The organism is Microbacterium sp. F2 (assembly GCF_052274505.1).
In the GTDB taxonomy this organism is placed as follows: Bacteria; Actinomycetota; Actinomycetes; order Actinomycetales; family Microbacteriaceae; genus Microbacterium.
In genome coordinates, this window is sequence record NZ_JBNVBV010000007.1 from 1 (window position 1) to 24,876 (window position 24,876).

General features: G+C 68.4%; 22 protein-coding genes. 8 read left to right on the forward strand and 14 right to left on the reverse strand.

What is annotated here, in order from left to right:
* Positions 1 to 236 precede the first annotated feature (236 nt).
* From ACQVDU_RS12170 to ACQVDU_RS12195, 6 genes are all read left to right on the forward strand, one after another.
* On the forward strand, positions 237 to 1,739 hold the full coding sequence (locus tag ACQVDU_RS12170; RefSeq protein WP_443477271.1) for an aldehyde dehydrogenase family protein: 1,503 nt from the start codon (positions 237 to 239) through the stop codon (positions 1,737 to 1,739).
* Complete coding sequence (locus ACQVDU_RS12175) at positions 1,736 to 3,163, forward strand: NtaA/DmoA family FMN-dependent monooxygenase (protein ID WP_443477272.1); 1,428 nt, start codon at positions 1,736 to 1,738, stop codon at positions 3,161 to 3,163. Before ACQVDU_RS12170 ends, ACQVDU_RS12175 begins: the two co-directional genes overlap by 4 nt.
* A 221-nt stretch (positions 3,164 to 3,384) precedes the next feature.
* The gene (locus ACQVDU_RS12180; RefSeq protein WP_443477273.1) at positions 3,385 to 3,885 is read left to right on the forward strand and encodes a thiamine pyrophosphate-binding protein; all 501 of its coding nucleotides are present in this window, start codon (positions 3,385 to 3,387) and stop codon (positions 3,883 to 3,885) included.
* Complete coding sequence (locus tag ACQVDU_RS12185) at positions 3,882 to 4,499, forward strand: thiamine pyrophosphate-dependent enzyme (protein WP_443477274.1); 618 nt, start codon at positions 3,882 to 3,884, stop codon at positions 4,497 to 4,499. Before ACQVDU_RS12180 ends, ACQVDU_RS12185 begins: the two co-directional genes overlap by 4 nt.
* A gap of 13 nt (positions 4,500 to 4,512) precedes the next feature.
* On the forward strand, positions 4,513 to 6,078 hold the full coding sequence (locus ACQVDU_RS12190; protein WP_443477275.1) for a GMC family oxidoreductase: 1,566 nt from the start codon (positions 4,513 to 4,515) through the stop codon (positions 6,076 to 6,078).
* A gap of 65 nt (positions 6,079 to 6,143) precedes the next feature.
* A complete protein-coding gene (locus ACQVDU_RS12195; RefSeq protein WP_292712833.1) occupies positions 6,144 to 6,776 on the forward strand; it encodes a LysE family translocator in 633 nt (210 codons plus the stop codon).
* A gap of 187 nt (positions 6,777 to 6,963) precedes the next feature.
* Here ACQVDU_RS12195 and add read toward each other — a convergent pair whose 3' ends face one another.
* From add to ACQVDU_RS12235, 8 genes are all read right to left on the reverse strand, one after another.
* Positions 6,964 to 8,013, reverse strand: a complete 1,050-nt coding sequence (add, locus tag ACQVDU_RS12200; protein ID WP_443477276.1) for an adenosine deaminase — start codon at positions 8,011 to 8,013, stop codon at positions 6,964 to 6,966.
* Complete coding sequence (locus ACQVDU_RS12205; RefSeq protein WP_292712831.1) at positions 8,010 to 8,627, reverse strand: helix-turn-helix domain-containing protein; 618 nt, start codon at positions 8,625 to 8,627, stop codon at positions 8,010 to 8,012. Before ACQVDU_RS12205 ends, add begins: the two co-directional genes overlap by 4 nt.
* Entirely contained in the window at positions 8,624 to 9,658 is a 1,035-nt protein-coding gene (locus ACQVDU_RS12210) for an adenosine deaminase (RefSeq protein ID WP_443477277.1), read from the reverse strand. Before ACQVDU_RS12210 ends, ACQVDU_RS12205 begins: the two co-directional genes overlap by 4 nt.
* A 7-nt stretch (positions 9,659 to 9,665) precedes the next feature.
* Positions 9,666 to 10,547, reverse strand: a complete 882-nt coding sequence (locus ACQVDU_RS12215) for an ABC transporter permease (RefSeq protein WP_443477278.1) — start codon at positions 10,545 to 10,547, stop codon at positions 9,666 to 9,668.
* Positions 10,548 to 10,549: 2 nt separating this feature from the next.
* Positions 10,550 to 11,383 (reverse strand): ABC transporter permease, encoded by an 834-nt coding sequence (locus tag ACQVDU_RS12220; RefSeq protein WP_292712827.1) that lies wholly within the window; start codon positions 11,381 to 11,383, stop codon positions 10,550 to 10,552.
* Positions 11,373 to 12,155, reverse strand: a complete 783-nt coding sequence (locus ACQVDU_RS12225) for an ABC transporter ATP-binding protein (protein ID WP_292729345.1) — start codon at positions 12,153 to 12,155, stop codon at positions 11,373 to 11,375. Before ACQVDU_RS12225 ends, ACQVDU_RS12220 begins: the two co-directional genes overlap by 11 nt.
* A gap of 98 nt (positions 12,156 to 12,253) precedes the next feature.
* Positions 12,254 to 13,336: an ABC transporter substrate-binding protein gene (locus ACQVDU_RS12230; RefSeq protein WP_443477279.1), complete on the reverse strand. Its 1,083-nt coding sequence runs from the start codon at positions 13,334 to 13,336 to the stop codon at positions 12,254 to 12,256.
* Positions 13,337 to 13,515: 179 nt separating this feature from the next.
* Positions 13,516 to 14,691: an XdhC family protein gene (locus tag ACQVDU_RS12235; RefSeq protein ID WP_443477341.1), complete on the reverse strand. Its 1,176-nt coding sequence runs from the start codon at positions 14,689 to 14,691 to the stop codon at positions 13,516 to 13,518.
* Between the two features lie 110 nt (positions 14,692 to 14,801).
* Here ACQVDU_RS12235 and ACQVDU_RS12240 point away from each other — a divergent pair, with 110 nt between their 5' ends.
* Positions 14,802 to 15,134 carry a TraR/DksA family transcriptional regulator gene (locus tag ACQVDU_RS12240; protein ID WP_443477280.1) on the forward strand — a complete coding sequence of 111 codons (333 nt, stop codon included), beginning with the start codon at positions 14,802 to 14,804 and terminating at the stop codon, positions 15,132 to 15,134.
* A gap of 25 nt (positions 15,135 to 15,159) precedes the next feature.
* Here the strand turns inward: ACQVDU_RS12240 and ACQVDU_RS12245 are convergent, their stop codons facing one another.
* A complete protein-coding gene (locus tag ACQVDU_RS12245; protein WP_443477281.1) occupies positions 15,160 to 16,539 on the reverse strand; it encodes an amidohydrolase family protein in 1,380 nt (459 codons plus the stop codon).
* 427 nt (positions 16,540 to 16,966) lie between these two features.
* On the opposite strand from ACQVDU_RS12245, the gene ACQVDU_RS12250 reads away from it, so the two are divergent.
* Positions 16,967 to 17,890: an endonuclease domain-containing protein gene (locus ACQVDU_RS12250; RefSeq protein ID WP_292712817.1), complete on the forward strand. Its 924-nt coding sequence runs from the start codon at positions 16,967 to 16,969 to the stop codon at positions 17,888 to 17,890.
* A 311-nt stretch (positions 17,891 to 18,201) separates the two neighbouring features.
* Here ACQVDU_RS12250 and ACQVDU_RS12255 read toward each other — a convergent pair whose 3' ends face one another.
* Genes ACQVDU_RS12255 through allB form a run of 5 tightly spaced genes read right to left on the reverse strand, consistent with a single transcriptional unit; the run spans position 18,202 to position 24,824 of the window.
* On the reverse strand, positions 18,202 to 19,500 hold the full coding sequence (locus tag ACQVDU_RS12255) for an allantoate amidohydrolase (protein ID WP_443477282.1): 1,299 nt from the start codon (positions 19,498 to 19,500) through the stop codon (positions 18,202 to 18,204).
* A 3-nt stretch (positions 19,501 to 19,503) separates the two neighbouring features.
* A complete protein-coding gene (locus tag ACQVDU_RS12260; RefSeq protein ID WP_443477283.1) occupies positions 19,504 to 20,745 on the reverse strand; it encodes a pyridoxal-phosphate-dependent aminotransferase family protein in 1,242 nt (413 codons plus the stop codon).
* Positions 20,742 to 22,376 carry an AtzH-like domain-containing protein gene (locus ACQVDU_RS12265; protein WP_443477284.1) on the reverse strand — a complete coding sequence of 545 codons (1,635 nt, stop codon included), beginning with the start codon at positions 22,374 to 22,376 and terminating at the stop codon, positions 20,742 to 20,744. Before ACQVDU_RS12265 ends, ACQVDU_RS12260 begins: the two co-directional genes overlap by 4 nt.
* On the reverse strand, positions 22,369 to 23,469 hold the full coding sequence (locus ACQVDU_RS12270) for an acetamidase/formamidase family protein (protein ID WP_443477285.1): 1,101 nt from the start codon (positions 23,467 to 23,469) through the stop codon (positions 22,369 to 22,371). The genes ACQVDU_RS12265 and ACQVDU_RS12270 overlap by 8 nt, the downstream gene beginning before the upstream one ends.
* The gene (gene allB, locus ACQVDU_RS12275; protein ID WP_443477286.1) at positions 23,466 to 24,824 is read right to left on the reverse strand and encodes an allantoinase AllB; all 1,359 of its coding nucleotides are present in this window, start codon (positions 24,822 to 24,824) and stop codon (positions 23,466 to 23,468) included. Before allB ends, ACQVDU_RS12270 begins: the two co-directional genes overlap by 4 nt.
* Positions 24,825 to 24,876: the final 52 nt, after the last annotated feature.

A 24,876-nucleotide genomic window follows, 5' to 3' on the forward strand; every position in this document is an offset into this window, starting at 1 on the left:
AACCCTGCCCTCGACGCGTCACCGCGCCCCGATCATGCCGCCCCGGCACACCCACGGCTCATCGGTGGATCGAGGCTTAGGCAGCGACGCGCCCGTAGCCTCGATGCGAGGCCTGACGCTTTGGACCCGGTGCGGAGACGCGACGTTCTCTGGTGACCGCCGCCCCCCCAACCCTCGAAACACCCACGAAACGTGATAGCCATGAGCAATCAATGATTGCCCCGTAGCATCGCGGTGTGACGAACACTGACGAGTTCATCCTGCGCCCGCGCGTGCAGGAGTTTCTGGCGTCGGGGCGCACGGAGCTACTGATCGACGGCGACTGGCTCCCGGCATCCGATGGCGCGACCTTCATCACGATCGACCCGGCCACCGGCGCAGCCCTCGCCGAAGTTGCTCGCGGCACCGCGCCGGATGTCGACAGAGCGGTCCGTGCCGCGAAGGGCGCTCTGCGCTCGTCGGCCTGGCGCGAGATGCGGCCCGCCGACCGCGGCGCGCTGCTGTGGCGCATCGCTGACCTCATGACCGAGCACCTCGACGACCTCGCGCAGCTCGAGACGCTCGACCAGGGCAAGTCGCTGCGCACCTCGCGGTTCGGCGAGGTGCCGGCGGCGATCAATCAGTTCCGGTACTACGCGGGCTGGCCGACGAAGATCCTCGGCGACACGATCCCCACGTCGCTCTCGCGCACCCCTCCCGGCAAAGAGGTCTTCGCCTACACGCGCCGCGAGCCGGTCGGCGTCGTCGGCGCGATCGTGCCGTGGAACTCGCCGCTCATCATGACGGCCATGAAGCTCGCGCCCGCCCTCGCCGCCGGCTGCACGATCGTGCTCAAGCCCGCCGAGAACACCCCCCTCACCGCGATCTACCTCGGCCAACTCATGCTCGAGGCGGGCCTGCCCGCCGGGGTGCTCAACATCGTCACCGGCTACGGTCACGAGGCCGGGCAGGCTTTGGCGGAGCATCCGGATGTCGACAAGATCGCCTTCACGGGCTCGACCGCCGTCGGCAAACGCCTCGTGCAGTCGGCCGGCACGCGGCTTGCCCGCCTCACCCTGGAACTTGGCGGCAAGTCGCCGTCGATCATCATGCCCGACGCCGACCTGCCCGCCGCGATCGAAGGCGTCTCGCGCGGCATCTTCGACAACGGCGGCCAGGTGTGCGTCGCGAGCGCCCGCATCTACGCGCACCGGGATGTCTATGACGACGTCATAGCCGGGATGGCCGACTTCGGCACCGGCCTGCACCTTGGCCACGGCCTCGCCGAAGGCACCGACCTCGGGCCCCTCGTCAGCAAAGCGCAGGCCGACCGGGTTGCCGGCTACGTCGACGAGGGCCGCGCCGAGGGTGCGCGGGTGGTGAGCGGCGGCATCCGTGAGGCCGACACCTTCTATACGCCCACCGTGCTCACCGACGTGACCCCGCAGATGCGCCTCATGCGCGAAGAGATCTTCGGCCCCGTCGCCGTCGTCACTCCGTTCGATGACCTCGACGAGGTGGTCGAGTGGGCCAACGACTCCCCCTACGGCCTGGCCGCGAGCGTCTGGACCGAAGGCCTCAGCAACGGCCACCGCATCGCCGCGCAGCTCGAAGCCGGCACCGTGTGGGTCAACTGCCACTCCTTCCTCGGCCCCGAACTCCCCAAGGGCGGCCACAAGGAATCGGGCTGGGGCTACGAGAACGGCCCGCAGGGCCTCGAGAACTATCTAGAGACGAAGACGGTGGTGATGGTGCTGTGAGCGCAGATTCCCCGAAGCGCATATTGCTCGGCGCGTTCGAGATGATGAACCCCAACAACGGGATGCCGACCTGGACCGACCCCCGCGGCCGCGGCGACGACTGGGACGACCTCTCCTACTGGCTGGGCCTTGCGACGATGCTGGATGCCGCCGGCTTCGACTTCCTCTTCTTCGCCGACACCTACGGCTACGCCACCCTCGACGGACGGATGCCTGACGAAGTCGCCGCTCACGGCATCCAGTTCCCGGCCCTTGACCCGATGCTCGCCATCCCGGCGCTTGCGCACGCGACCAGCCAGCTCGGGTTCGTCGTCACCTCGCCAACGACGGTCGAGAAGCCCTACGGCACCGCCCGGCGATTCGCGACCCTCGACCGGTTCACCGCCGGACGCATCGGCTGGAACGTCGTGACCGGCTCGTCGCAGGCCACGACCGACGAGCTGTTCGGCGTGACGCAGAAGCTCAGCCACGACGAGCGGTACGACGCCGCAGACGAGTTCCTCGACACCTGCCTGCGGTTCTGGGAGCACTCCTGGGACGAGGATGCCGAGGTTCGCGACCGCTCCCGCGGGGTGTATGCCGACCCGGGCATGCTGCACCGCGTCGAGGTCGACGGCACCTACCAGCGGGCACAGGGCATCTTCGCCGTGCCGCCGACCCCGCAGCGGACGCCGGTGCTGTTCCAGGCTGGAACCTCCGACCGCGGGCGCGCGTATGCCGCCCGCAACGCCGAGGCCGTCTTCATCCAGGGGCAGTCGATTCCGACCGCCGCAGCCCACGTCGCCGACATTCGCGCGCAGGCCATGGCACAGGGCCGGCGCGCCGAAGATGTAAAGGTCATCACGGGGATGACGGTCACCGTCGCCCCCACCGAGGCCGAGGCCCGGGCCCTGCGCGCCGAGTACGAGGCAGTGCTGGGCCTGGATGACGCGGCAGTCATGTTCGCCGGGATCACGGGGATCGACCTCACCGGCATCGACCCCGACACGCGCGTTGCCGACCTGCACACCGACCTCGGGCAGACGCTCATCAACCGGTACGCGCGCACCGATCCCGACATCCGGGTGCGGGCGGTGCTCGACCAGTTCCGCACCAAGGCGATCCGCGGGTTCCAGATCACCGGATCGCCCGAGCAGGTCGCCGACGAGATCATCGCGATCGTCGACGGATCCGGCATCGACGGCATCATGCTCGAGCCGACGTTCGGCGGGCCGGCGTCGTACCAGGCGTTCATCGACCTCGTGCTGCCGATCCTGATCGAGCGCGGTCGCGCGGGAACCCCGGAGGGGGCGACCCTGCGCGAGCGCCTCTCGGGCTCGCCGCGCCTCGCCCCCACCCATCGCGCCCACCGCCTCACCGCGAGCGCCGCGGATGCCTCAGCCGAGGCATCCGTCACCGACCCGCTCGCGGCGACTGCCCCATGACCCCCCCTTCGTTTGCCCCAAAACGCACCGCATCCCACCAGCACACGGCGTGTTGCGGCAAACGAAAGGGAACGACCGAGACCCCAGACCAGACAACCCACCTTCGTTTGCCCCAAAACGCACCGCATCCCACCAGCACACGGCGTGTTGCGGCAAGCGAAGGGGGGCTGCAGAAACACCATAACGCCGAGACGCCACCCCCAACCCGAAGGACTGCACGTATGAAAGCCGAAGCCGTCGAGGCGGTGATCCGTGGCCTCAAGCGCGCCGGGGTCTCCGTCGCGACCTACCTGCCCGACTCGCTCCTGAAGGAGCTGTACCCCGCGCTGGATGCCGACCCCGACATCCGGACGATCCCCGTCACCAACGAGGGCGAGGGCGCCGCGATCGCCGGGGGCGTGTTCCTCTCGGGCAAGCGCGCCGTGCTCGTCATGGAGAACTCGGGACTGCGCGCCGCGACCGAACACCTCGCGCGCCTGGGCCTGGGTGCCGGCATCCCGGTCGTCATGATCATGAGCTACCGGGGCGAGCTCGGCGAGAACAACTGGTGGGCGATCCCCCACGGCATCACGATGGAGCCGCTGCTCGGGGCCCTCCGCACCCCGTACCGCATCGTGCGCGAGGTCGACGAGATCGAGCAGGCGGTCGTGGATGCCTACGAAACCGCCTACTCGTCGTACTACCACGCCGCCGTCGTCCTGGGAGGAGGGCTCGTCCGATGAGCTACAGCAGATTCGAGGCCATGGAGCTTCTCGGCAAGCGCCTCACCGACGACGCCCTCGTCATCCTGTCCCTCGGCGGCGCCGTCGACGAGTGGTACAACGCCGCCCCGCACATGCGCGAGGCGAGCCTGTTCCAGCAGCAACTCGGATGCGTCAGCGGTGAAGCCTTTGGCCTCGCCGTCGGCCTTCCCCACCGGCAGATCGTCTCACTCGACACCGACGGCGGGCTGCTCTTCAACCTCGGCATCCTCGCGACCCTCGGTAACGAGAGACCTGCGAACCTCTTCATCGTCGTGTGGGACAACGAGCAGTACCAGTCGATCGGCGGGCCCGCGACCCACACCGCGAAGGGACGCGTCGACCTCGCCGCGATCGCCCGCGGCGCCGGTGTCGAGAACGCGTTCACGGCGCACACGCTCGAGGAGTTCGACGAGCACTGCGCCGCGGGCCTTGCCGCGACCGAGCCCTACATCGTGGTCGCGAAGACCGACGGCATCCTGCAGCCGGGCATCAAGCGCAAGCACTCGGACGGCCGCGAAGACAAGTACATCTTCGTGCGCCACGTCGAGAAGATCGAGGGCATCACGATCATGGGCCCCAGCGAGCACAACTGATGGGCCGCGGCTGATGGCTGTCGTCGCTGCCCCGACCGGCGCCTACGACTATCTCGTCGTGGGCGCCGGCGCTGCCGGATGCGTGCTGGCCGCGCGATTGAGCGAGAACCCCGACGCGCGGGTGCTGCTGATCGAAGCCGGTCCCGACCACCGGGGCCTTGCCGAGGTCCTGGATGCCGCGCATTGGGACGCCCTCATCGGTGGCCCCCTCGATTACGGCTACCGCTCGGCACCGACTCCGCACGTGCTGGGGCGCGCGATCGCGATGCCCCGCGGGCGCGTGCTCGGCGGCAGCTCGTCGACCAACGCGATGCTCTGGTACCGGGGCGCCCGCGCCGACTACGACGCGTGGGCGGATGCCGGCGCCACCGGCTGGGGCTACGACGACCTTCTCCCCTACTTCCGCCGCTCCGAGACCCGGCCCGGCGGCGACCCCGCCTACCGGGGCCTGGACGGACCGGTGCGCGTCGCTCCGCTGTCTCGCGTGCATCCGATCGCGACCGCGCTGCTCGACGCCGCCGCCGCCCGAGGACTGCCCGTGCTGGATGACGCCAACGGCCCGTCGAACGAAGGCGCCGTGTTCGCCGACTACAACGCGGTTGAGGGCCCCGACGGATCGTTCGAGCGTTGGAGCACCGCCCGCGCCTACCTCGAGCCGGCGCTGACGCGGCCGAACCTCGACGTGCTCGTCGACAGTCCCGTGCACCGGATCGACCTCGACGGTTCCCGCGCGACCGGCGTCACGCACCTCATCGACGGTCGCGAAGTGACAACGTCCGCCGACCGCATCGTGTTGACTGCCGGCGCCTTCGACACCCCGCGCCTGCTGCAGTTGTCGGGGATCGGGGATCCGGCGCGACTGGCTGCGGCCGGCATCCGTGCCCACCACGCCCTGCCCGGTGTCGGCGAGAACTTCCAGGACCACCCGCTCGTGCTGGGCGTGAACTTCCGCGCCCGCGACGGGCTCGGCCCCGTGATCGGCAACGGCGGCGGCACGATGCTCAATTGGCGGAGCTCCTACGCCGAGCGCGGACCCGACCTGCACACCGTCATCGCGCACGGCTCGCGGGGCGACGAGGCCCTGCACGCACGCTACGACCTCGGCGGCGATCGAATGTTCGCGCTCGTGCCGGGGCTCTACGGGTCGCGCTCGGTCGGGTGGGTGCGCGTGCGATCGGCTGATCCTGCGGTGCCGCCCGAGTTCCAGCCGAACTACCTCGCCGACCCGAAGGATCTCGTCGCGATGGTCGAGGCGATGGATGTCGCGCAAGAACTCGTCGCCGGCCCCGCGTATGCCGACCTGCATCCGGAGCCATTGACGCCTCCGCCGTCGATGACCGATCGCGCCGAGCGCGTGCAGTTCGTGCGCGAGAACGTCGGGAGCTTCTTCCACGGCGTCGGCACCGCCCGCATCGGCACCGACGAGCTGGCCGTGGTCGACCTCGGGCTGCGTGTGCGAGGACTCGAGGGCCTCTGGGTCGCGGATGCCTCGGTCATGCCGATCATCCCGACCGCGAATACGCAGGCCCCGACCGTCGCGATCGCCGAGCGCGCCGCCGAGTTGGTGGTCGCCGGGTGAGGTGTGACCCACCTCGTCCACGCGGGCGTACTCCGCACGAAACACCGGCGCGATAGCGTTCGTACATGATCCCGATCGAGAACCTGCTGACGTTCATGCTGACGTCATTGGTGATCATCGTGATCCCCGGGCCGAGCGTGCTGTTCGTCATCGGACGCGCCATCGCTCTCGGCCGCCGCGCCGGTGTGCTCAGCGTCGTCGGCAACGCGCTCGGCACGATCCCCGCGATCATCGCTGTCGCGTTCGGGGTGGGGGCGATCGTCGCGTCGTCGGTCGTCGCGTTCACCGTGATCAAGATCGTCGGTGCGCTCTACCTCGTCTACCTCGGCATCCAGGCGATCCGCCACCGTCATGCCCATATCCCCGGCATCCAGCAGCGCCCCGCACGCACCCGCACGCTCCTGGCCGAAGGCTTCATCGTCGGGCTCACCAACCCGAAGACGATCGCCTTCTTCGTCGCAGTGCTCCCGCAATTCGTCGACCCGGCGACGGGCCCGGTGTGGGTGCAACTCCTGCTGCTCGGACTCGTCTTCGAGGCGCTGGCGCTGGCATCCGACAGCATCTGGGCGCTTGCCGCGGGCACCGCACGCGCATGGTTCGCTCGCTCGCCCCGGCGCATCTCGACGCTCTCCGCGACCGGCGGCGTGATGATGATCGGCCTCGGCGGCGCGCTCGCGCTCACCGGTTCGAAGTCCTGACCGCGACAGGGTCGGCATCCGCGTTCAGTCGCGCCTTCATGTCACTCAGCAGGCGAGCCACCCGCAATACGGCGCGACCGAAATGAAGCACCCTCAGATCAGTCGCGCCTTCATGTCACTCGACACGCCAGCCACCCGCAATACGGCGCGACCGAAATGAAGGCGCGGGTTCGCAGGGCAACGGATGCTAGGCGGTAGCAGTGTCCAGCACGGCATCCAGCGCGCGGAAGGCTCCCCGGAACTCTGCGCGCAGCCGCTCCTTCTGCACCTCATCGCAGAACGCCGCGTCGATGCCGTTGAGGGCGATCTGCTTGGCCTCGTCGGGGGTCACGCCCATGAGGCGCAGGCCCTCGGTGTACTCGCGGCCGATGTCGGTGCGAAAGAACATCGCGTCGTCGGTCGAGACGTTCACCGCGAGCCCGGCATCGATCATGCGACGGATGCGGTGGGCTTCATCGATCGTCCACCCCGAGCAGATCGTCGTCGACAGGGGCGTCGCCGCGAAGCCGATTCCCCGTTCGCGGGCGAGGGCCACGATTGCCGGGTCGTCGACGATGCGGTACCCGTGATCGAGGCGGTCGCAGCCGAGGTCATCGATGGCGACGCGGACGGCATCCGGAGTCGCGTGATCGGTCTCGCCGACGTGCGCCGTCAAGAGAAAGCCGTGCTCGCGTGCCAGCGCGTACGCCGCGACGAATCGTCCTGGGTCTTCCGTGTTCTCGGGGGTCAGATCGTCCTGCCCGAGCCCGACCACCTCGGGCCGGGGATGCGCGATCATCTCGCGCACCAGGTCGACAGCGGATGCCGCGTCAGCGCGCCGATTGATGGCGACGACGATGCGGAACCCGACGCCGAAGTCTTTCTCGGCGCGCGCCAGCCCCGCGATGATCGGGTCGATCACCTCGGCATAGCTGAGGCCGCGATCGGCGAAGTACTGGGGGTTCACGTAGTACTCGCGGTAGCGCAAATTCCCATCGGCGACGGCTGACGCAACCCCGTCATAGGCGACGCGCTCAAAGTCCTCGGGATCACGCAGCACATCATGCGCGAATCGGAATGCAACGAGAAAGTCCACCAGGTCGGCGAAGTCGAACAGCGTGTCGGGGTCCGTCGTCGGCAGCTCGACACTGTGCTTCGCCGCCAGTTCGATGAACAGCTCGGCGCTCATCGTCGACGCGAAGTGGCAGTGCAACTCGGTCTTCGGTAACAGGCGCAGGTAGTCGGCGTACGAGATCACGCGGGCCCCTCTCCGGACGTGCGAGGCGCGGCGCGCCCCGGAACTTGCTTCACGACGAGCAGTCGATAGGGCTCTCCGTCGGCTGACCACCACCGGTGCGTGGTGCCGCCGGTGTAGTAGACCGATGCCCCCGGGTCGAGATCGCACGTCTGGTCGCCGAGTTCGATGCGCACGTGGCCTTCGATCACGTAGAGGAACTCGTCTTCGGCGTGGATGAATCGCTCGCCCGGCTCCAGGCTGTCAGAGACGACCTCCATCGGATGGAACGTGCGCGCGCGTTGCGCCAGCATCCGCGCCGTCCCCGATGCGAAGCCCTCGGGGATCTCCCCCTCGCCGGGGCGGCTCACCTCGACGAACGAACCCGACTCGTCTGGTGCGTCTGCCGCAGCGATCAGCTCGATCGGGCTCGTCTCCAGCGCAACCGCGATTCGTCGCAGCGACCCCAGGCTCGGCTGGGCGAGCCCGCGCTCGAGCTGGCTGAGGAACGGATGCGAGAGTTCGGTGCGCTCGGCCAGTTGCACGAGGGTCAGGCCGCGGGTCTTGCGCAGCATCCGGATGTGGCTTCCCAGACGAGCGCCTGCTGCACGCTCGTCGAGACCGTCGGGCATGCTCATGCGGCTGAGCGTACCCCGGCCGCACTCGCGTACTCATCGATCCGTGCGAGGTAGGCGGACCGGCGCGCGGGAGTGAGCCACGAGGCGTGGAACGAGTTGCGGGCGAGCTCCACGAGATCGGATGCCGAAAGCCCTGCCTGATCTGCAAGCGCGACGTAGTTGTCACCGACGTAACCGCCGAAGTAGGCGGGGTCGTCGGAGTTGATGGTCACTCGCACACCGGCGCGAAGCAGCGAGACGATCTCATCGGACTTCATCTGCTCGGTGACGAAGGAGTTCGATACCGGGCAGCAGGTGAGGCCGATGCCGCGCTCGAGCACTGTCGCGACGAGCGCGGGGTCTTCGACGATGTTGGTGCCGTGGTCGATGCGGTCGACGCCGAACTCCAGCGCTTGTCGGATGTGCTCGATAGACCCGGGCTGGTCGATGTCGCAGTGCATCGTGACGAGGAACCCTTCGGCCCGTGCCCGCTCGAACACTGCCGCGAACTTCGCGGGCGGGTTGTCGCGCTCGTCAGAGTCGAGGCCCACGCCGACGATCCAGTGCCGATACGGCAGTGCTTCGAGCAGTGTCGACATCGCGTGCTCGGCCGAGAGATCGCGCAGGAAGCACAGGATCAGCTCCGCCGAAATGCCGAGCTCAGCCTGAGCGCGCACGATCGCTCGCCGATAGCCACCGATCACCGTCCCGAACGGGATGCCTCTACCGGTGTGCGCCTGCGGATCGAAGAACAGTTCGGCGTGCACAACGCCCTGCTCCTTCGCTTTCAGCAGGTACGCCCAGGCGAGGTCATGGAAGTCGTCAGCGGTCTGCAGCACACCCATCGCGGGGTAGTACACCGCGAGAAAGCTCGTGAGATCGGTGAAGTCATACGCAGCCTTCACGGCTGCGACATCGCTATAGGGCAGGGTCAGGCCGTTGCGCTTCGCGAGCGCGAACATCATCTCCGGCTCGAGCGTCCCCTCCAGATGAAGGTGCAGCTCGGCCTTCGGAAGCCCGCGGGCAAAGCTCGCCAGCTCGGGTGGTGCCATGATGCGCTCAGATGCCCTTCTGCGGGTGCATCGCCATGCGTGCCAGCACGACATCCTCGACGATCTGGATGAGGTTGTAGAGCACGAGCGATGCGGCGGTGACCGCCACGACGGATGCCCACAACGCTGCGAACTGCGCCTGCGGGATGAATCCGCCGATCGATCCACCAATACCGCCGCCGACCGCGAGCCATTCGGCAAGCAGCGCTCCGGTGATGGCACCGGGAACCGAGATGCGCACGGCGGCGAAGAAGGCGGGAAGCGAAGAGGGGAAGGCGACCTTGCGGAGCTTCGTGAATGCTCCCCCGCCGTAGACATCCACGAGGTCATTCATCATCGGCGGCGCGGATTTGAGACCGAATGAGATGTTCACGAGAGCCGGGAAGAGCACGACGATGCCACCGATGACGGCCACCGTCCAAAAGTCACGTCCGAAGATCAGGATGATGACCGGTGCCATCGCGATCAGTGGCACAGACCGCAGAAGCATCGCGACTGGCATCAGAGCGTGCTCGATGCCCTTGTTCAGTTCGAACGCGACGGCCGCCACGAGGGCGACGACGAGGCCCGCAACGAACCCGATCGCGGCATCCCCGAGGGTGACCGCGAGGTTGCCCATGAGCATCGCGCGGTTGGCTTCGGCGGCCGGGACGGTGAAGAGGTAGTTCCAGACGTCGACCGGGCCCTTGGCGATCAGGGGTGAGAGCTGGAGCGCCCAGAGCAGCCCGACCCAGATCACCAGAACGGCGACGATCGTCAGGAGGAAGGTGAGAGTCGACCAGCCCAGTGCACGAAGCACCGCGCGGGTGGACTGGGAACGCAGCTTGGCGTTGAGCTTTGCTGCTTCGGTCTGGACGTCGGTAGCCCCGGTGAGAGTGATTTGCGCCATCGTCAACGTCCCTTCGACCAGGGGGCGATCGCCTTGGCGATCCACCCGACGAGCGCGAACCCGAGAAGCGCGACGCCGCCGCTGAGAAGCGCCAGCGCCCACACCTGCGGTCCATTCGAGGCCTGCTGGGCGAGGATCATCGCGAGACCCACGCCGACCTCGATCTTGCCGAAGAACTCACCGAGAACCGCGCCGAGGAAGGCGGCGGGCACCGCGATCTGCAGCGCGCTGAGCGTGGCCGGGAGCGCCGCGATCAGCCGCACTTTCACGAGTTGGGTGAACTTCGATCCGCCATAGACCGTGACAAGGTCGAGGCTCGACTTGTCGGCCGACTTCAGGCCGAGAAGTGCGCCGACGACCGTCGTGAAGAACACCGACAGCGCAGCGAGCAGGATCGCTGTGCCACTGGGCTCACCGACCTTGGGAGGAGTGATGACGATGACCGCGAGCATGCCGATCGCGACGATCGGGATGCAGTACGTGAGGATCGCGAGCTGCATAGCGACGCCCTCGAGCCGCGGCACGAGAAGCACGAACGCCGACAGCAGCAGGGCCAGTCCGTTGCCCCAGAGGTAGCCGATGCCGGCCTCGGCGAGGGTCACCGCGAAGTTGTTGAGGTAGTACTGCGGCCCCGTCTCGATCATGATCTGGATGACCTGGAACGGCGTGGGAATGGCGCTGGCGCCGGAGGGCCCAACGTTCGAGAAGACGGTGGCGGCAAGGATCCACCACAGCAGGATGATGCCGATGCCACCGATGACACCGATCACCCATGGGGGAAGACGGAAGTCCTCCCACTCGATCGCGCGCCCGCGCGTGGGGTTCTCAGTGGTCATCCGCCGCTGCTCCTCCGGCACCGAACAGCAACTCGGATGCCTGGTCGACGTAGGCGTGGAACTCAGGGGTGCGCATCATCTCGGGAGTGCGCGGACGCGGGAGGTCGATGGTCATGACCTCCTTGACCCGACCGGGGCGCGGGCTCATGACCGCGACCTGGTCGGAGAGGAAGATCGCCTCCGAGATACCGTGGGTCACCAGCAGCGTCGTCGCAGGTTTCTCGGTCCAGATGCGCAACAGCTCGAGGTTGAGCTTCTGCCTCGTCATGTCATCGAGGGCACCGAACGGCTCGTCGAAGAGCAGAACCTCGGGCTTCATGATCAGCGACCGCGCGATAGACACGCGCTGGCGCATCCCGCCCGACAGCTGTGCCGGCTTGGCCTTCTCGAAGCCCTTGAGGCCGACCAGGGCGATCATCTCGTCGACGTACGCCTTGTCGACGGAGGCCCCCGCGATCTCGAAGGGGAGCCGGATGTTCGACAGCACGCTGCGCCAGGGCAGCAGCGCTGAGTCCTGGAAGGCGATGCCGAGCTTGTTCTCTTTGCGCAGTTCCTTCGGGCTCTTCCCGTCCACGCGGGTTGTTCCGCTGGTGGGCTGTTCGAGACCGGCGAGGATGCGCAGGATCGTTGACTTTCCGCATCCTGAGGGTCCGAGGAGGGAGAGGAAGGTTCCCTGCTCAGTGTGAAGGTTGGCGTCTTGCAGCGCCGTGACGGTCTTTCTTCCGGTGGTGAAGACCTTGTTCAGTCCGGAGATCTGCAGGCCGGTGCCCAGGGACTCGCCCTGGGCACCGGTCTCGGCAGAGCCCGTCGTGAGTACTGAACCGGATGCGGTGGGTTCGGTCACGATGGATTCTCCTTGCGTGTTTCTGATCAGCCCGCGTAAGCGATCAGGTCGGGGTTCTCGGCGTAGACCTCTTCGAGCAGCGACAGGTCGAACAGGTCGGCTGCCTCGAGCTCGATGCCGGCGCCGGCGAGGCTGGCGAGGGTCGCTTCCTGCAGCTCCGGAGTGATCCAGAAGAGGCCGAACTCCTCGGTGTCGGGCGAGACGACGAGCTCCTCGGACTGCGCGATCGAACCGGCAATCGAGTTCTCGGGGTTCAGGTCGAGGTCGGCTCCGTAGATCTCGTAGGCCAGGCGAGCGCCCTCTGCGGGGTCGTTGACCGCGTCGGTCCAGCCCTTGATCTCGGCGACCAGGTACGCCTTGAGCTTCTCGCGGTCGTTCGCGATCATGTCGTCGGTCGTGGTGATGGTCTCGGCAACGAACGGCAGGCCGTTGTCAGCGAAGGGCAGGTTGGCGACATCGAAGCCGGACGCTGCGACCGTGATCGCCTCGTTGGTCAGGTAGGCCATGAAGCCATCGACCTCGCCGTTGGTCAGCGGCGCCGGGTCGTACTGCACGGGCACGATCTCGAGCTCGGACTCGTCGATGCCGTTGGCGGCAAGCAGAGCCTTGAACAGGGCGGTGTTGGAGTCCTGAACACCGATCTTCTTGCCCTTGAGGTCTTCGGGCGTGGTGATGTTGCCGCCGTCTGCCAGCGAAAGGATCGTGAAGGGGTTCTTCTGGTAAACCGAGCCGATGATCTTCAGCGGCGCACCTTCGGCTGCGACAACCGAGCCGATCGAGACGGCGTCGGAGAAGGCGACATCAGCCGTGCCCGAGATGAGCTCGGCAGCACCGGTCGAAGGACCAGGCGTGAGCGTGACCTCGTCGAATCCGGCCTCGGTGTAGTAACCGTTCTCCATGGCGAAGAAGTCGCCGGCGAACTCTTCGTTCTTGATCCAGCTGAGCTGAACGGCAAGGGTGCCGAAGCCTTCCGCAGCGTCGCCGCTGCTGGATTCAGCCGGGGTGGACTCGCCACCGCTGGCGCAAGCGCTCAATGCGAGCGCCGACACGGCGACGGCTGCGACGGCCATGGCTGACCGGCGCACGATTCGGGAGGAAAGAGATGTCATGTGCTGCGTCTCCTGATTGCGGATGAATGGGACACTCGGTGACGCACGACTACGGGACTCGTCGGGTCGTCGAGTCCGACCGTACGAGATGTAGATTTCATGAACACTCGCCGGACTGTTTCGTCCGCGTTACCGAATGCGCGGAAGCGGCGAACAGCTGCGTGATGCAGGCAGCGCGCTCAGCGAGGCACGACGGTACCGGCGCCGGGTGCGCAGGCGATGCCCTCTTCCGCGCCCGGCTGTGACCTCGGCACGTCGGGTGTTGACAGTGCGGGATGCACTGGCCCGGTCGCGTCCCGCAGAGCTTCACCGCGTCCACCCGAGCGCACCATCACGATCTCGGCCAGGATCGACAGCGCGGTCTCCTCAGGGGTGCGGCCTCCGAGGGCGAGGCCGATCGGGGAACGCAGGCGCTCGGTCTCGGCATCCGTTACTCCGGCTTCGGCGAGCCGGCGAGCGCGGTCGTCATGGGTGCGGCGGCTGCCCATCGCGCCAACATACGCGGCGGGACTGCGCAGGGCGATCGTGAGCGCGGGCACATCGAACCGAGGGTCGTGGGTGAGCACGCAGATCGCCGTGCGCGCATCGATCGGGGTGCGCGCGAGGTAGTCGTGAGGCCACTCGTGCACGACCTCGTGCGCGTCGGGAAAGCGCGTGGGGGCGGCGAAGGCATCCCGGGGGTCGCAAACACTGACCTCGAATCCGGATGCCGCGCCCAACCTGCTGAGGGCGACCGAGAACTCGACGGCCCCGATGATGATCAGGCGTGGTGCATGCGGGAACGGGACGCCCAGCACCTCGAGCGGGTCGACGTCAGTTCCGTACCGAAGGGTCAGGGCGTGGTCATCGGTGCGAAGGCGCGCCAGGTCGGCGACGAGAGCGCCACGGATGCCGGGATCGGTCACTGCGGCGGCATCCACGCTCTCGCGGGCAAGCAGAAGCTCACCGGTGCCGGGTCCGGCCGTGAAGATGCCTAGCGCGCACGGCTCGCGCCGCAGGATGGCGGCGTGAAGGTCGGTGATCGCCGCAGCTGCCGGCGTGCCAGGAAGAACGGGGAGCACCAGGACGTCGATGACGCCGCCGCAGCTCAGGCCCGCCTCGAACGCGGTCTCGTCAGAGATGCCATAGCGGACGCGGGTGGACTCGCCAGTCTCGATCGCCTGGACACATAGGTCGTGCACGTCGCCGTCGACGCAGCCCGCCGAGACGTTGCCGAAGACGACGCCATCGGCATCCACAACCATCGCGGCACCGACTTCGCGCGGCGAGCTCGCCTGTGCCGATACGAGCACCGCGAGCGCGAACTGACGCTCCTCGGTGACCCAGGCCGCAGCCGGATCGAGGATCTCTCGCATGCTCACCTCCCGGACTCCTGCCTATCATCCGGGTGTTTCTTCGAGATTGCGACAGCAGCTTCGGGCCGAACGCACGTCCGAACGTCGGTGGCGCGGCGTAGCCTCGGGGCGTGAATCGCACCGTGCTGACCGAGCGCCTGCGCGCCGTGGATGATCAGCTCGCGCGGCTCGACGCAGATGCCGCGTCCTTGCGCGCCGACCGCGCTGACGCGACAGCCGACGACGAGCACGACCCGGAGGGGTCAACGCTCTCGGGCGAGTGGCAGCGCGTGGAGGCACTCCGGGACGCGGCGGTGCGCGACCGCGCAGCGGTGATCGATGCGCTGGAGCGCGTGGACGCGGGCACCTACGGCAGCTGCATCCGGTGCGGGCAGCCGATTCCGGCGGCGCGGCTCGAGGTCATTCCAACGGCGACGATGTGCGTTCCGTGCGCCTCGGCCTAGCGCGGGCCACTCCGGCGCGGGCGGCTCAGCGCGGGTGTCCGAACTGGGTAGCGCGGGCCGGCAGGTCGGCGTGGATGCGGGCTGACGCCTCGGCAGCGAGCGGGTTCGTCGAGACGCCGTTCTCGCTCGCGAGCACCCCGCCGACATAGACCTGCTTCAGGTTGCGCAGGCTCATCGAGAGCACGTACGTGCGCACGGGGTGCCACAGCGGGCCGACATCCGGCATCCGTGGGTCGACAACGACGAAGTCGGCGAACTTGCCGACCTCGAGGCTTCCGACCCGGTCGGCAACGCCCAGAATCTCGGCGCCGCCCAGGGTGTGAAGACGCAGCACCGTCTCGGGAGTCATCGACAGCGGGTCCTTCGTGCGGGCCCGCTGCATGAAGATGCCGGCGCGCATGTTGCCCCAGGGGTCGGCGAGGTCGGTGCAGGCCTGGTCATCCAGGCCCATGCCGACACGGATGCCGAGCTCGAGCATCTCGGGAACGAGCGCGACACCCGACGCGAGTCGTCCGTTGGAGGCCGGCTGCCATGACATCGACGCCCCGCCCTCGGCCGTGGCGCGGATGATCTCGGGCGTGGTCTGGATGAAGTGACCGAACATCATGTCGGGACCGAGGGCTCCGGCATCCTGGTACATCGCAAACTTCGCCTGCTGCAGCGGCACGGCCTCAGGCGACTCGAGGAAGTGCGCCTGATTGGTCACTCCGAACCGGCGCATCGCCTCGACCTCGAGCTCGGCAGCCTCAGGGCGCGGCGACCACTGCACCTGGCCCATGATCGAGGCGCCAAGCGCGAGGGTCGGGTCCATCGCGCGGGTGTGGGCGACCTCGGCAGCGAAGCGGGCGAAGATCTCGTCGTCAGTGCCGGTGGAGACATCCATGCCGATCGCGTCGACGAACCGGAGGCCCGCGTCGCGGCATCCGTCAGCCTGACGTGTGTGGTACTCGACGGGCCGGAGCGGCGCGTTGCCGCCGAGGCGCTTGCCGCCGACCATCGATTCCCACGCCTGCAGCGGGTCGGTGAAGTTGTAGGCGGTCGTGACGCCGTTGGCGAGGAAGTCAAGCGAGCCGTGCAGGGTCGACCAGTACATGTCGTCGGGGGTCAGATTCGCGGTGAACCCGAGCATCGAGTCGCACCAGCCGTAGAGGGTCTCGTTCGCGCCGAGCCCGCGCAGTCCGCTCGTGAAGAGGTGGCTGTGGCTCGAGACGAACCCGGGAGCGACGAACGCGCCGGCGACGTCGAGGGTCTCGTCGGCGGTCGTTCCTGCGGGCGGCTGGCCTGCTCCGGTCGCGGCGATGATGCCGTCTTCGACGAGCATCCAGCCCTCGTCGAGGTAGCCGAGGTTGTCCGCGCCGGCGGCGACGGTGATGAGTCGGGCGCCTGTCACAAGTAGGGATGCCATAGGTTCTCCGGTGGTGCGAGGGTGTCGCAACGCTACAGCTCCCATGTTTCGCCGCTGCTACGCCCGCTGGCGCCAGCATCCGCGCAACCCTCGACTCGCCAGGCCATCCGTCCAGTCGCGCGTTCCCGCGGTTTCACTCGCCCAGAACCCACACAACGGCGCGACCGAACCGGACGGTGGCTCCGCATGCACGCAGGCCATCCGTTCAGTCGCGCGTTCCTGCGGTTTCACTAGCCCAGAACCCACACAACGGCGCGACCGAACCGGCGCGGGTATCTTCTCGAGCCGTGGGTACCCACGGACGCCGCGCCTCCGTCGACTCCTCCACAAACCGACTCTGCACGCATCTCTCCCCGATGGGATCGTGCGGCCACCCCGGCAGACGCCCGAACCTCACGGTTGAGAAGTGCGCCCCAGCGAATTGCCCATGGACCTTGGCACTGCGTTCTCGGTGAAGCATGCCCGCCAACGCGGAGTCACCCCGTCCCGCCTTCGCGCGTCCGACCTCGATATCCCGTTCCGGGGCGTTCGGCAGTTACGCGCCGACCCGCCCGACACGGTCGAGACCCGTCTGCTCGATTCGATGGATGCCTACGCGCAGCGCATGACCGAGCACGAGTTCTTCAGCCACATCTCGGCCGCCGTCCTGTGGGGGATGCCACTTCCCCGGCGGATGCTGCGCGCCAGCACGCTGGACGTTGCGGTGATCTGGCCGCGGCGAGCACCAGCGTCCCAGGGTGTGCGCGGACACGCGCTGCGTCCGTGGATGTGCGAAATCGTGCGACATCCGGAGTTCGGAGTCTCCGTGTCGTCACCAGCAGCGACCTGGGCCATGTTGTCTTCGCGCTACCGATCGGTCGATGATGCCGTGGTTGCCGGCGATGCGGTGATTCGCGACAAGATGCACCGTGATGATCCGCCCCCGCTGACCACTCTCACCTCCCTCCAGCTCGCGGCGGACGCGGGCCGGCGCATCAGAGGTGGCATCCTTCGCGATGCCCTGCCCCTGATCCACCCGCGCTCCCGGTCACGCCCGGAGTCGGTGATGCGCTTACTGCTCGGCCGTGCCGGTCTCAGCGGGTTCTTGCCGAACTTCGACGTGTTCGACGGAGATGTCTGGATCGCGCAGGTCGACTTCGCCCTCCCGCGCATCCTTCTCGCACTCGAGTATGAGGGCGAACACCACCTCACCGACCCCGTGCAGTGGGCAAAGGACATCGCGCGCGTGGAACGTCTGATCGAGCTCGGCTGGCGCGTCATCCGTGTAACCAAGGCAGACGTGTTCGGGGCCCCCGAGCTTCTCGTGCGTCGCATCCGTCGAGCCGTTGACCAGGGTCGCTGGCATACGTGACCTGCCTCGCTGCGCAGCTTCAGTCGCGCCGTCCTGCGCGCCCGTGGGGCGACACTCCACACCAAGACGCGACCGAACGTGTCAACCTCAATTTCAGTCGCGCCCTCTTGTGAGCTCACGTCCGCCAAACCCGCATATCGGCGCGACCGCAGCAGCACCCCGTGTTCGGTCGCGCCGAGATGCGAGTGTGAGCTGACGCGACCCGCAGGAAGGCGCGACCGAAAGTAGTGACCCCACTTTCAGTCGCGCCAAAAAGCGGGGTGGCGCTCGAGAAACCCGCAGAAAGGCGCGACTGAAAGTAAACCCGGACGTCAGGGACGATCGGCGGCCAGCTGGAGCACGGATTCGGTCAGGGCACGGATGCCGAGGGCAACGTCTGCCGCGCTCACTGCTTCATCGGGGTGGTGGCTCACGCCGTCGGGGTTCCGCAGGAACAGCATCCCGACATCCGTGATCGAGCCGATCGCCATGGCGTCGTGCCCGGCGCGGCTGAAGATCACGGGCGGCTCGTCGCTGCGGCGCGGGGCGGCGTGGACGATGCCCTCGCGCACGACATCCTGCAACAGGAGCCCACACCGCACGGCCGGCGCGTTGTGCACCTCGCGCGCCTGCCATCGCAACCCTCGGCGGCCCATGATGTCGTCGAGTTCGCGGCTGATTTCGTCCCAGACGCGGTCGCGTTCACCATCCAGCTCACCGCGAAGGTCGACACTCAGGTGCGCCTCCCCGGGCACGACGTTGACCGCGCCGGGAAACGCCTCAAGCTGGCCGACGGTCCCGATGATGTGGTGTTCGCTGCGGCAGATCCGTTCGACGGCGAGCGCGGCCTCGCTCGCACCGAGGAGTGCATCACGCCGCATGTCGTAGGGCGTGCCGCCGGCGTGGCGGGCTTCGCCCTCGACGGTGAGCTGGAAGCGGCGGGCGCTGGCGATCGATGACACCACGGCGAGCGGTTCGCCGGCGCGATCGAGCTCGGGACCCTGCTCAATGTGCGCCTCGAGGTAGGCGACGAGATGGTCGGGTCTGCGCGCGGCTTCGCCGATCCGACCCGGGTCGAGTCCGAAGTCGCGGAAGGCCTCGCGCAGGGTCACGCCGTCTTCATCGGCGAGCGTCCACCAGGCGTCGTTCCAGGTACCGGCAACGGCAGAGGATCCGAGCAGCGCCTTGCCGAACCGCGTGCCCTCCTCATCCGAGAAAGCAGCGACCTCGACAGCGAACGGCAGCGGCACCCGGGAGACCCCGTCGCTTTCCTGGCGCAACAGGCGAACGACTTCGAGGGCCATGAGCACACCGATGATGCCGTCGAACCGGCCTGCGTCTTTCACGGTGTCCAGGTGCGAACCGATCATGAGGGCCGGCGCTGAAGGATCGGGATCGGTGCTGCGCTCGATGCGGCCAAGCTGGTTGCCCGCGGCATCCTGCCAGGATCGCAGCCCGACCTCGCGCATCCACTCGGCGGCGAGCCGGTTGACCCGGGCATGCTCGGGCGAGAGGTACACGCGCTCGATCTCTCCCGGCTGCGCGCTCACGCGTGCCAGTTCGTCGCAACGCGCCATCACCCGGCGGGCGGCGGCGGCGATGCGATCGGGGGATGCTTCGAGGAGGGGCATGCGTCAGCTTCCTGCCAGAGCGTCGGATGCGGCATCCACGCCGGCACCGGACGGCACCGCGGCACCGAATCGGCGGAGTACGGCCTCGAGCGCGACGAGGGTTTGCAGTACGGCGTCCGGGCGCGCGTTGTAGCCCATCGTGCCGATGCGCCAGACCTTGCCGTGAAGCGGCCCGAACGAGGTGCCGATTTCGATCCCGAAGTCCTCGAGCATCGCGGCGCGCGCCGTGTCGCCCGGCACACCCTCGGGGATGTAGACCGCGACGACGTTGCTCATCTTGTGCGAGACGTCGCCGAAGACCCGCAGGCCCATCGCCTCAACACCGGCGAGCATCGCGGCCCCGACGCGGCGGTGACGGGCGATGACGGCATCGCGGCCCTCGAGCAGCAACAGGCGCGCGCACTCGCGGGCGGCGTAGAGCATCGAGGTCGCCTCGGTGTGGTGGTTCAGACGCCGTGGCCCCCAGTAGTCGAGGATCATGCCGAGATCGAAGTAGTTGGAGCGCACGAAGTCCGGCGACGACGGGTCACCGGGTTCCCGGATGCCGGCCTCCACCTTCTTGCGCGACGAGATCACCTCGACGGCGCGGTCACTGAGAGTGATCGGCGCCGACCCCGAGGGTCCGCCGAGGCATTTCTGCAGGCCCGCGGTCGCGGCATCCAGCCCCCACGCGTCGGCCTCGAACGGGTTGCCGCCGAGGGACGCGGTCGCGTCGGAGTAGAACAGCACGCCGTGGCGGGCGCAGATCTCGCCGATCTCATCGAGGGGCTGCAGCATCGTCGTGGACGTGTCACCCTGCACGAGGGCGAGGAGGGTGGGCTTGACCCGAACCACCGCTTCCTCGATCGCTGAGGGCGTGAAGACCTGCCCCCATTCCGTCTCGATCGTGTGCACCTCGGCCAACGCCCGCTCGGAGATCTCGGCGAGCAGGTGCCCGAACCGCCCGAAGATGGGGACGAGCACACGGTCCCCCGGACGAATGAGCGAGAGGATCGCCGCCTCGATCCCCGCGCGCGAGGTGCCGTCGATCAGCAGTGTCGCGTCGTTGGTCGTGCCCCAGACGCCGCGGTACAGCTCCTGGGTCTCGGTCATCGTCGCCGTCATGAACGGGTCGTACTGGCCGACCAGCGGCGCCGACATCGCGCGCAGCACGCCGGGGTAGGCATCCACGGGCCCGGGGCCCATGAGGAGCCGGCGCGGCGGGTCGATCGGTCCGGGGATGGTCGACAGGGGTTGGTCGGTCATGTCAGGGTCCTTTCGGCCGGGTCGGTCGCGACGAGAGCCGCAAGCCGCCGGGCCAGGCGAACAAGGGCGATATCGGTGCCCGCGCGCGAGATCAGGCACACCCCGACGGGCGCGGGGCCGAGGGGCGAGCGCACCGTGAGCAGCGGGATCGAGAGCGCAGGCAACCCCGCGACGGCGGCGGGGGTCGTCATCCGCAGGGTCGAGAGGCGCGTGGCGTCGATCTCGGCGGGAGCGGCAGTGCGTGCCGGCGCGGGGCCCGGGACGGTCGGCAGCAGCAGCACGGCGTCACGAACGAGGTGGTGCAGGCTCTCACGCAGCGGGGCGAGCGCCCCGCGAGCGTCGGCCTCCGCCGCGGGAGAGACCGACGCGGCAAGCCGAAAGCGCTCGGCGACGGCCGGTCCCACTGCGCCGGGATGCTCACGCAGCCACTCGCCGTTGTTGCGCCACGCCTCGGCGCCTTGCACCGTCCGGAAGGGTGCAACGTACTCGTCGAGGTCGCCGATCTCGACCCGCGCCAGACGCGGGGGATCATCGGATGCCGCGAGCCGCGCGACCAGAGAGTCAAAAGCCTCACGGGTCGGCGCATCCGCGGCATCCAGCACCTCGTCGGGCACGATGAACCGCCACGGCAGGTCATCGCCGGACTCGCCGTAGACGCTCTCGGTGGAATCCGACCCGTCGTAGCTCAGGCACCACTCGGCCACCCGCTGCAGGGTCGCGCCGTCGCGCGTCAACCACCCGACGGTGTCGAAGCTCTGCGCGAGAGGGAGCATCCCCTGCCGGGGCACGAGGCCGTGCGTCGTTCGCAGACCCCACAAGCCCTGGTACGACGCAGGGACGCGGATGGATCCTGCAGTGTCGGTCGCGAGGCCGACATCCGCCTGCCCGAGGGCCACGGCACTGGCCGGCCCGCTGGAAGAACCACCGGGCAGAGCCCCCGGCAGCGCGGCGTTCGGCGGCGTGCCGTAGTGGGCGTTGTCACCCGCGATCGAATAGGCGAACTCGTCGGTGCGCGCGAGTCCTCGGACCGACGCTCCGGCCCGGATGAGGTCGGCAAGCGCGGGAGCCGTGGTCTTCTCTGCCCGCGCCTCACGCAGGTAGGTGGGGTTGCCGGCGCCGATGCGGAAACCGGTCAGGGCGAAGAGATCCTTCACCGCCACGGTAAGGCCCGCAAGCGGCCCCTCCCACGCACCCTGCCAGAGCGGGTCGCCGACGCTGCGCCAGATCGACCGATCGAACGCGGGAGTGCGGGGCGTCACGTGGGCCGCCGTGATCAGCCACTGGCCGTCGATGCGCTGCCACACCTGGGTCTGGATGCCGCGCCCTCCGCCGTGAAAGCGGGATTCAGCGACCAGGAGCGCGATGCCGGGACCAAGCGGCCGGTACTCGAGGCGCTCGATCGTGCGCGGGGCGACCCCGCCACGGGTGACGCGGAACGCGCTGATGGCGTCGTGGCCGACGAGCAACCCGGCACCGTCAGCACGGATCGTCTCGGGACCCGGCGCGAACGCGGCATCGAGCGCGTCGAGGTCATTTGTGAGGATCGCGCGCTCATAGGCGTCGAAGGCGGTGAACAGGTCGTCGGGGATGTCGTCAGGAAAGCCGCTCGGCGGCAGGGTCGCCTCAGCCACGGTCCACCTTCGCGAAGTCGGCCTCACGGATGCGGGCATGCACCCCACACACGACATCCACGACCTGGGAGATGTCGAAGTCGGTGGCTGCCGACAGGTAGGCGTACGCGAGGTGTTCATCGAGCCCCCAGCGTGCCTCGATGAGACTGACCGCGGCGCGCACGGCGTTGCGCATCGCGACGTTGAGGTCGACATCCATGCCGGTGGGAACGAGATACTCGTCGGTGCGAACGAGGGGGCCAGCGAGCTGTCCGAACTCGGCGAGCGCGACCTCGCGCGGGATCACCTCGAATCGCAGCGTCGCACGCAGGGATGCCTCCAGCGCGGTGAGCGCGACCTCACCATCTCCCTGTGCGAAATGCGGATCACCGACGTACGCAAGCGCGCCCGGAACCTGAACCGGCAAGTAGAGCACCGACCCCTCGGTCAGCAGCTTGATGTCGATGTTGCCACCGTGCGGGCCGGGGGGAACCGAGTGTGGGCGCTCGTCGTCGGCGACCGCGACCCCCATGATCCCAAGGAAGGGTGCAAGCGGGAACTCGATTCGACCCTCGCCACCCTCGGTCACCGGGAGCACGCCGACGAGGCCCTCGGGCCGCTCTTCGACCGGAGTGAAGACGCTGACGTTGTGCGCGCCGCGCGGCAGTTCCCCGATCAGGGCGCCCTTGCCGTGACGGTTCGAGATCACGCCGTACGGCACGCGGGGTGCGAGGCTGACCACGGTGATCTTCAGCAGATCGCCAGGTTCGGCATCCGTCACCCGAATCGGCCCCGTCACGACATGCGGGCCGTCGGTGTCGGGGTTTCGCGTGAGCGCCGAGGCCACCTCGACGGCGTCGTCGAGCACCGCCTCGCGGGGGATGCCGTGGCTGCCGAAGTAGGCCACCGGGTCGGTGCCGTGGTCATCGAGGATGCCTTCGTGGCTGACCGTGTCGATGGTCACCGTCTCGCCGGATGCGACCGCGAGCACCGCGGTGTCGGTGACACACGGCAGGCGCCCCCACATCACGGTCTCGGGTGTGGAGCGCAGGTAGTGGTCACCGGGAATCTCGCCGACACCGGGTTGGAGGATCGGGAAGGGGAAGGTGGTCATCGGGCTCCTTCGTCCGAAGCGGGATTGGTGGCCAGGATCTCACGACCGTGACGGCCTGTGATCCCCCGGTTCGCGGTGTAGGCCGTCTCGCCGTGGACCCAGGTCGTGCGTACGGCGCCGCGCAGCAGCGCGCCGTCCCACGGCGAAAGCTTGTTGCGATACTCCAGGTCAGCGGCGCGAACGACGGATGCCGCATCCGGCGCGAACGCGACCAGGTGCGCGGGAGCGCCCTGCCGAATCACACCGCGGCTGCGGATGCCGGCGATTGCGGCAGGCCCGGTCGTGAACCACGGGATCACGGTCTCGAGCGGGATGCCTCGGCGGGATGCCTCGGTCCACACGGCACGCAGCCCGGTCTGCACCCCCGAGATCCCGCCCCACGCAAGGCCGAGGTCGCCGTCTTCGCGCTCCTTGAGATCGCGAGTTGCCGGGGAGTGGTCGCTGACGACCGCGTCGATCGTGCCGTCGAGCAGGCCTTGCCACAGCAGGTCCTGGTTGTGGCCGTCACGCACGGGCGGGCAGCACTTCACGGTGCCCGATCCGTCGGGAAGATCTTCGGCGCGCAGGGTCAGATAGTGCGGGCAGGTCTCGGCGGTGAGCCGGATGCCGGCGGCCTTCGCCTCGCGGATGACATCGAGCGCGTGCCCGTCCGAGACGTGCACGATGTGGGCGCGCGCTCCGGTGCGGCCCGCGGCAGCGGCGACAGCGGCGATCGCCGATTCTTCGCTGATCGGGGGCCTGCTCGCGAGGAACCGGGCATAACTGCGGCCGATCGCCGGATCGTCGTGCAGGTGCGCCGGGTCTTCGGCATGAACGATGAGCAGCCCGTCGAAGGCCGCAAGCTCGGTCAGCGCGGATTCCAGGGCGGCGGCATCCAGGTGCCCGAACTCGTCGATCCCCGAGGGCGAGAGGAAGCACTTCACCCCCACCACCCCGGCCGTGAACAAGGGACGCAGCGACCCGAGGTTCTCTGGCACGGCGCCACCCCAGTACGCGACATCGACGGCGAGCTTGCCGGCCGTCGCGGCGCGCTTGGTCGCCAGCGCCTCAACGGTCGTCGTGACCGGCAGCGAGTTCAGCGGCATATCGACGACGGTGGTGATACCCCCCGCCGCAGCGGCGGCGGTACCGGTTTCGAAGCCCTCCCAGTCGGTGCGGCCCGGTTCGTTCAGGTGCACATGCGAGTCGACGAGGCCCGGTAGGAGCACCTCGTCGTCAGAGAGGATGAGGTCGGCATCCGGGTCGTACGGAGCAATCCCCGCAATGAGGCCATCACGGACGAGGACGGTCGCGGCGGAGAAGCCGCCGTCAAGGAACAGCCGGCGTGACGCGAGGGCGATGGCCGGGGACGACATGCCGTCACCGTATGATCCGCGCATTTCTCGCATGTTACCTGTACCAACATTT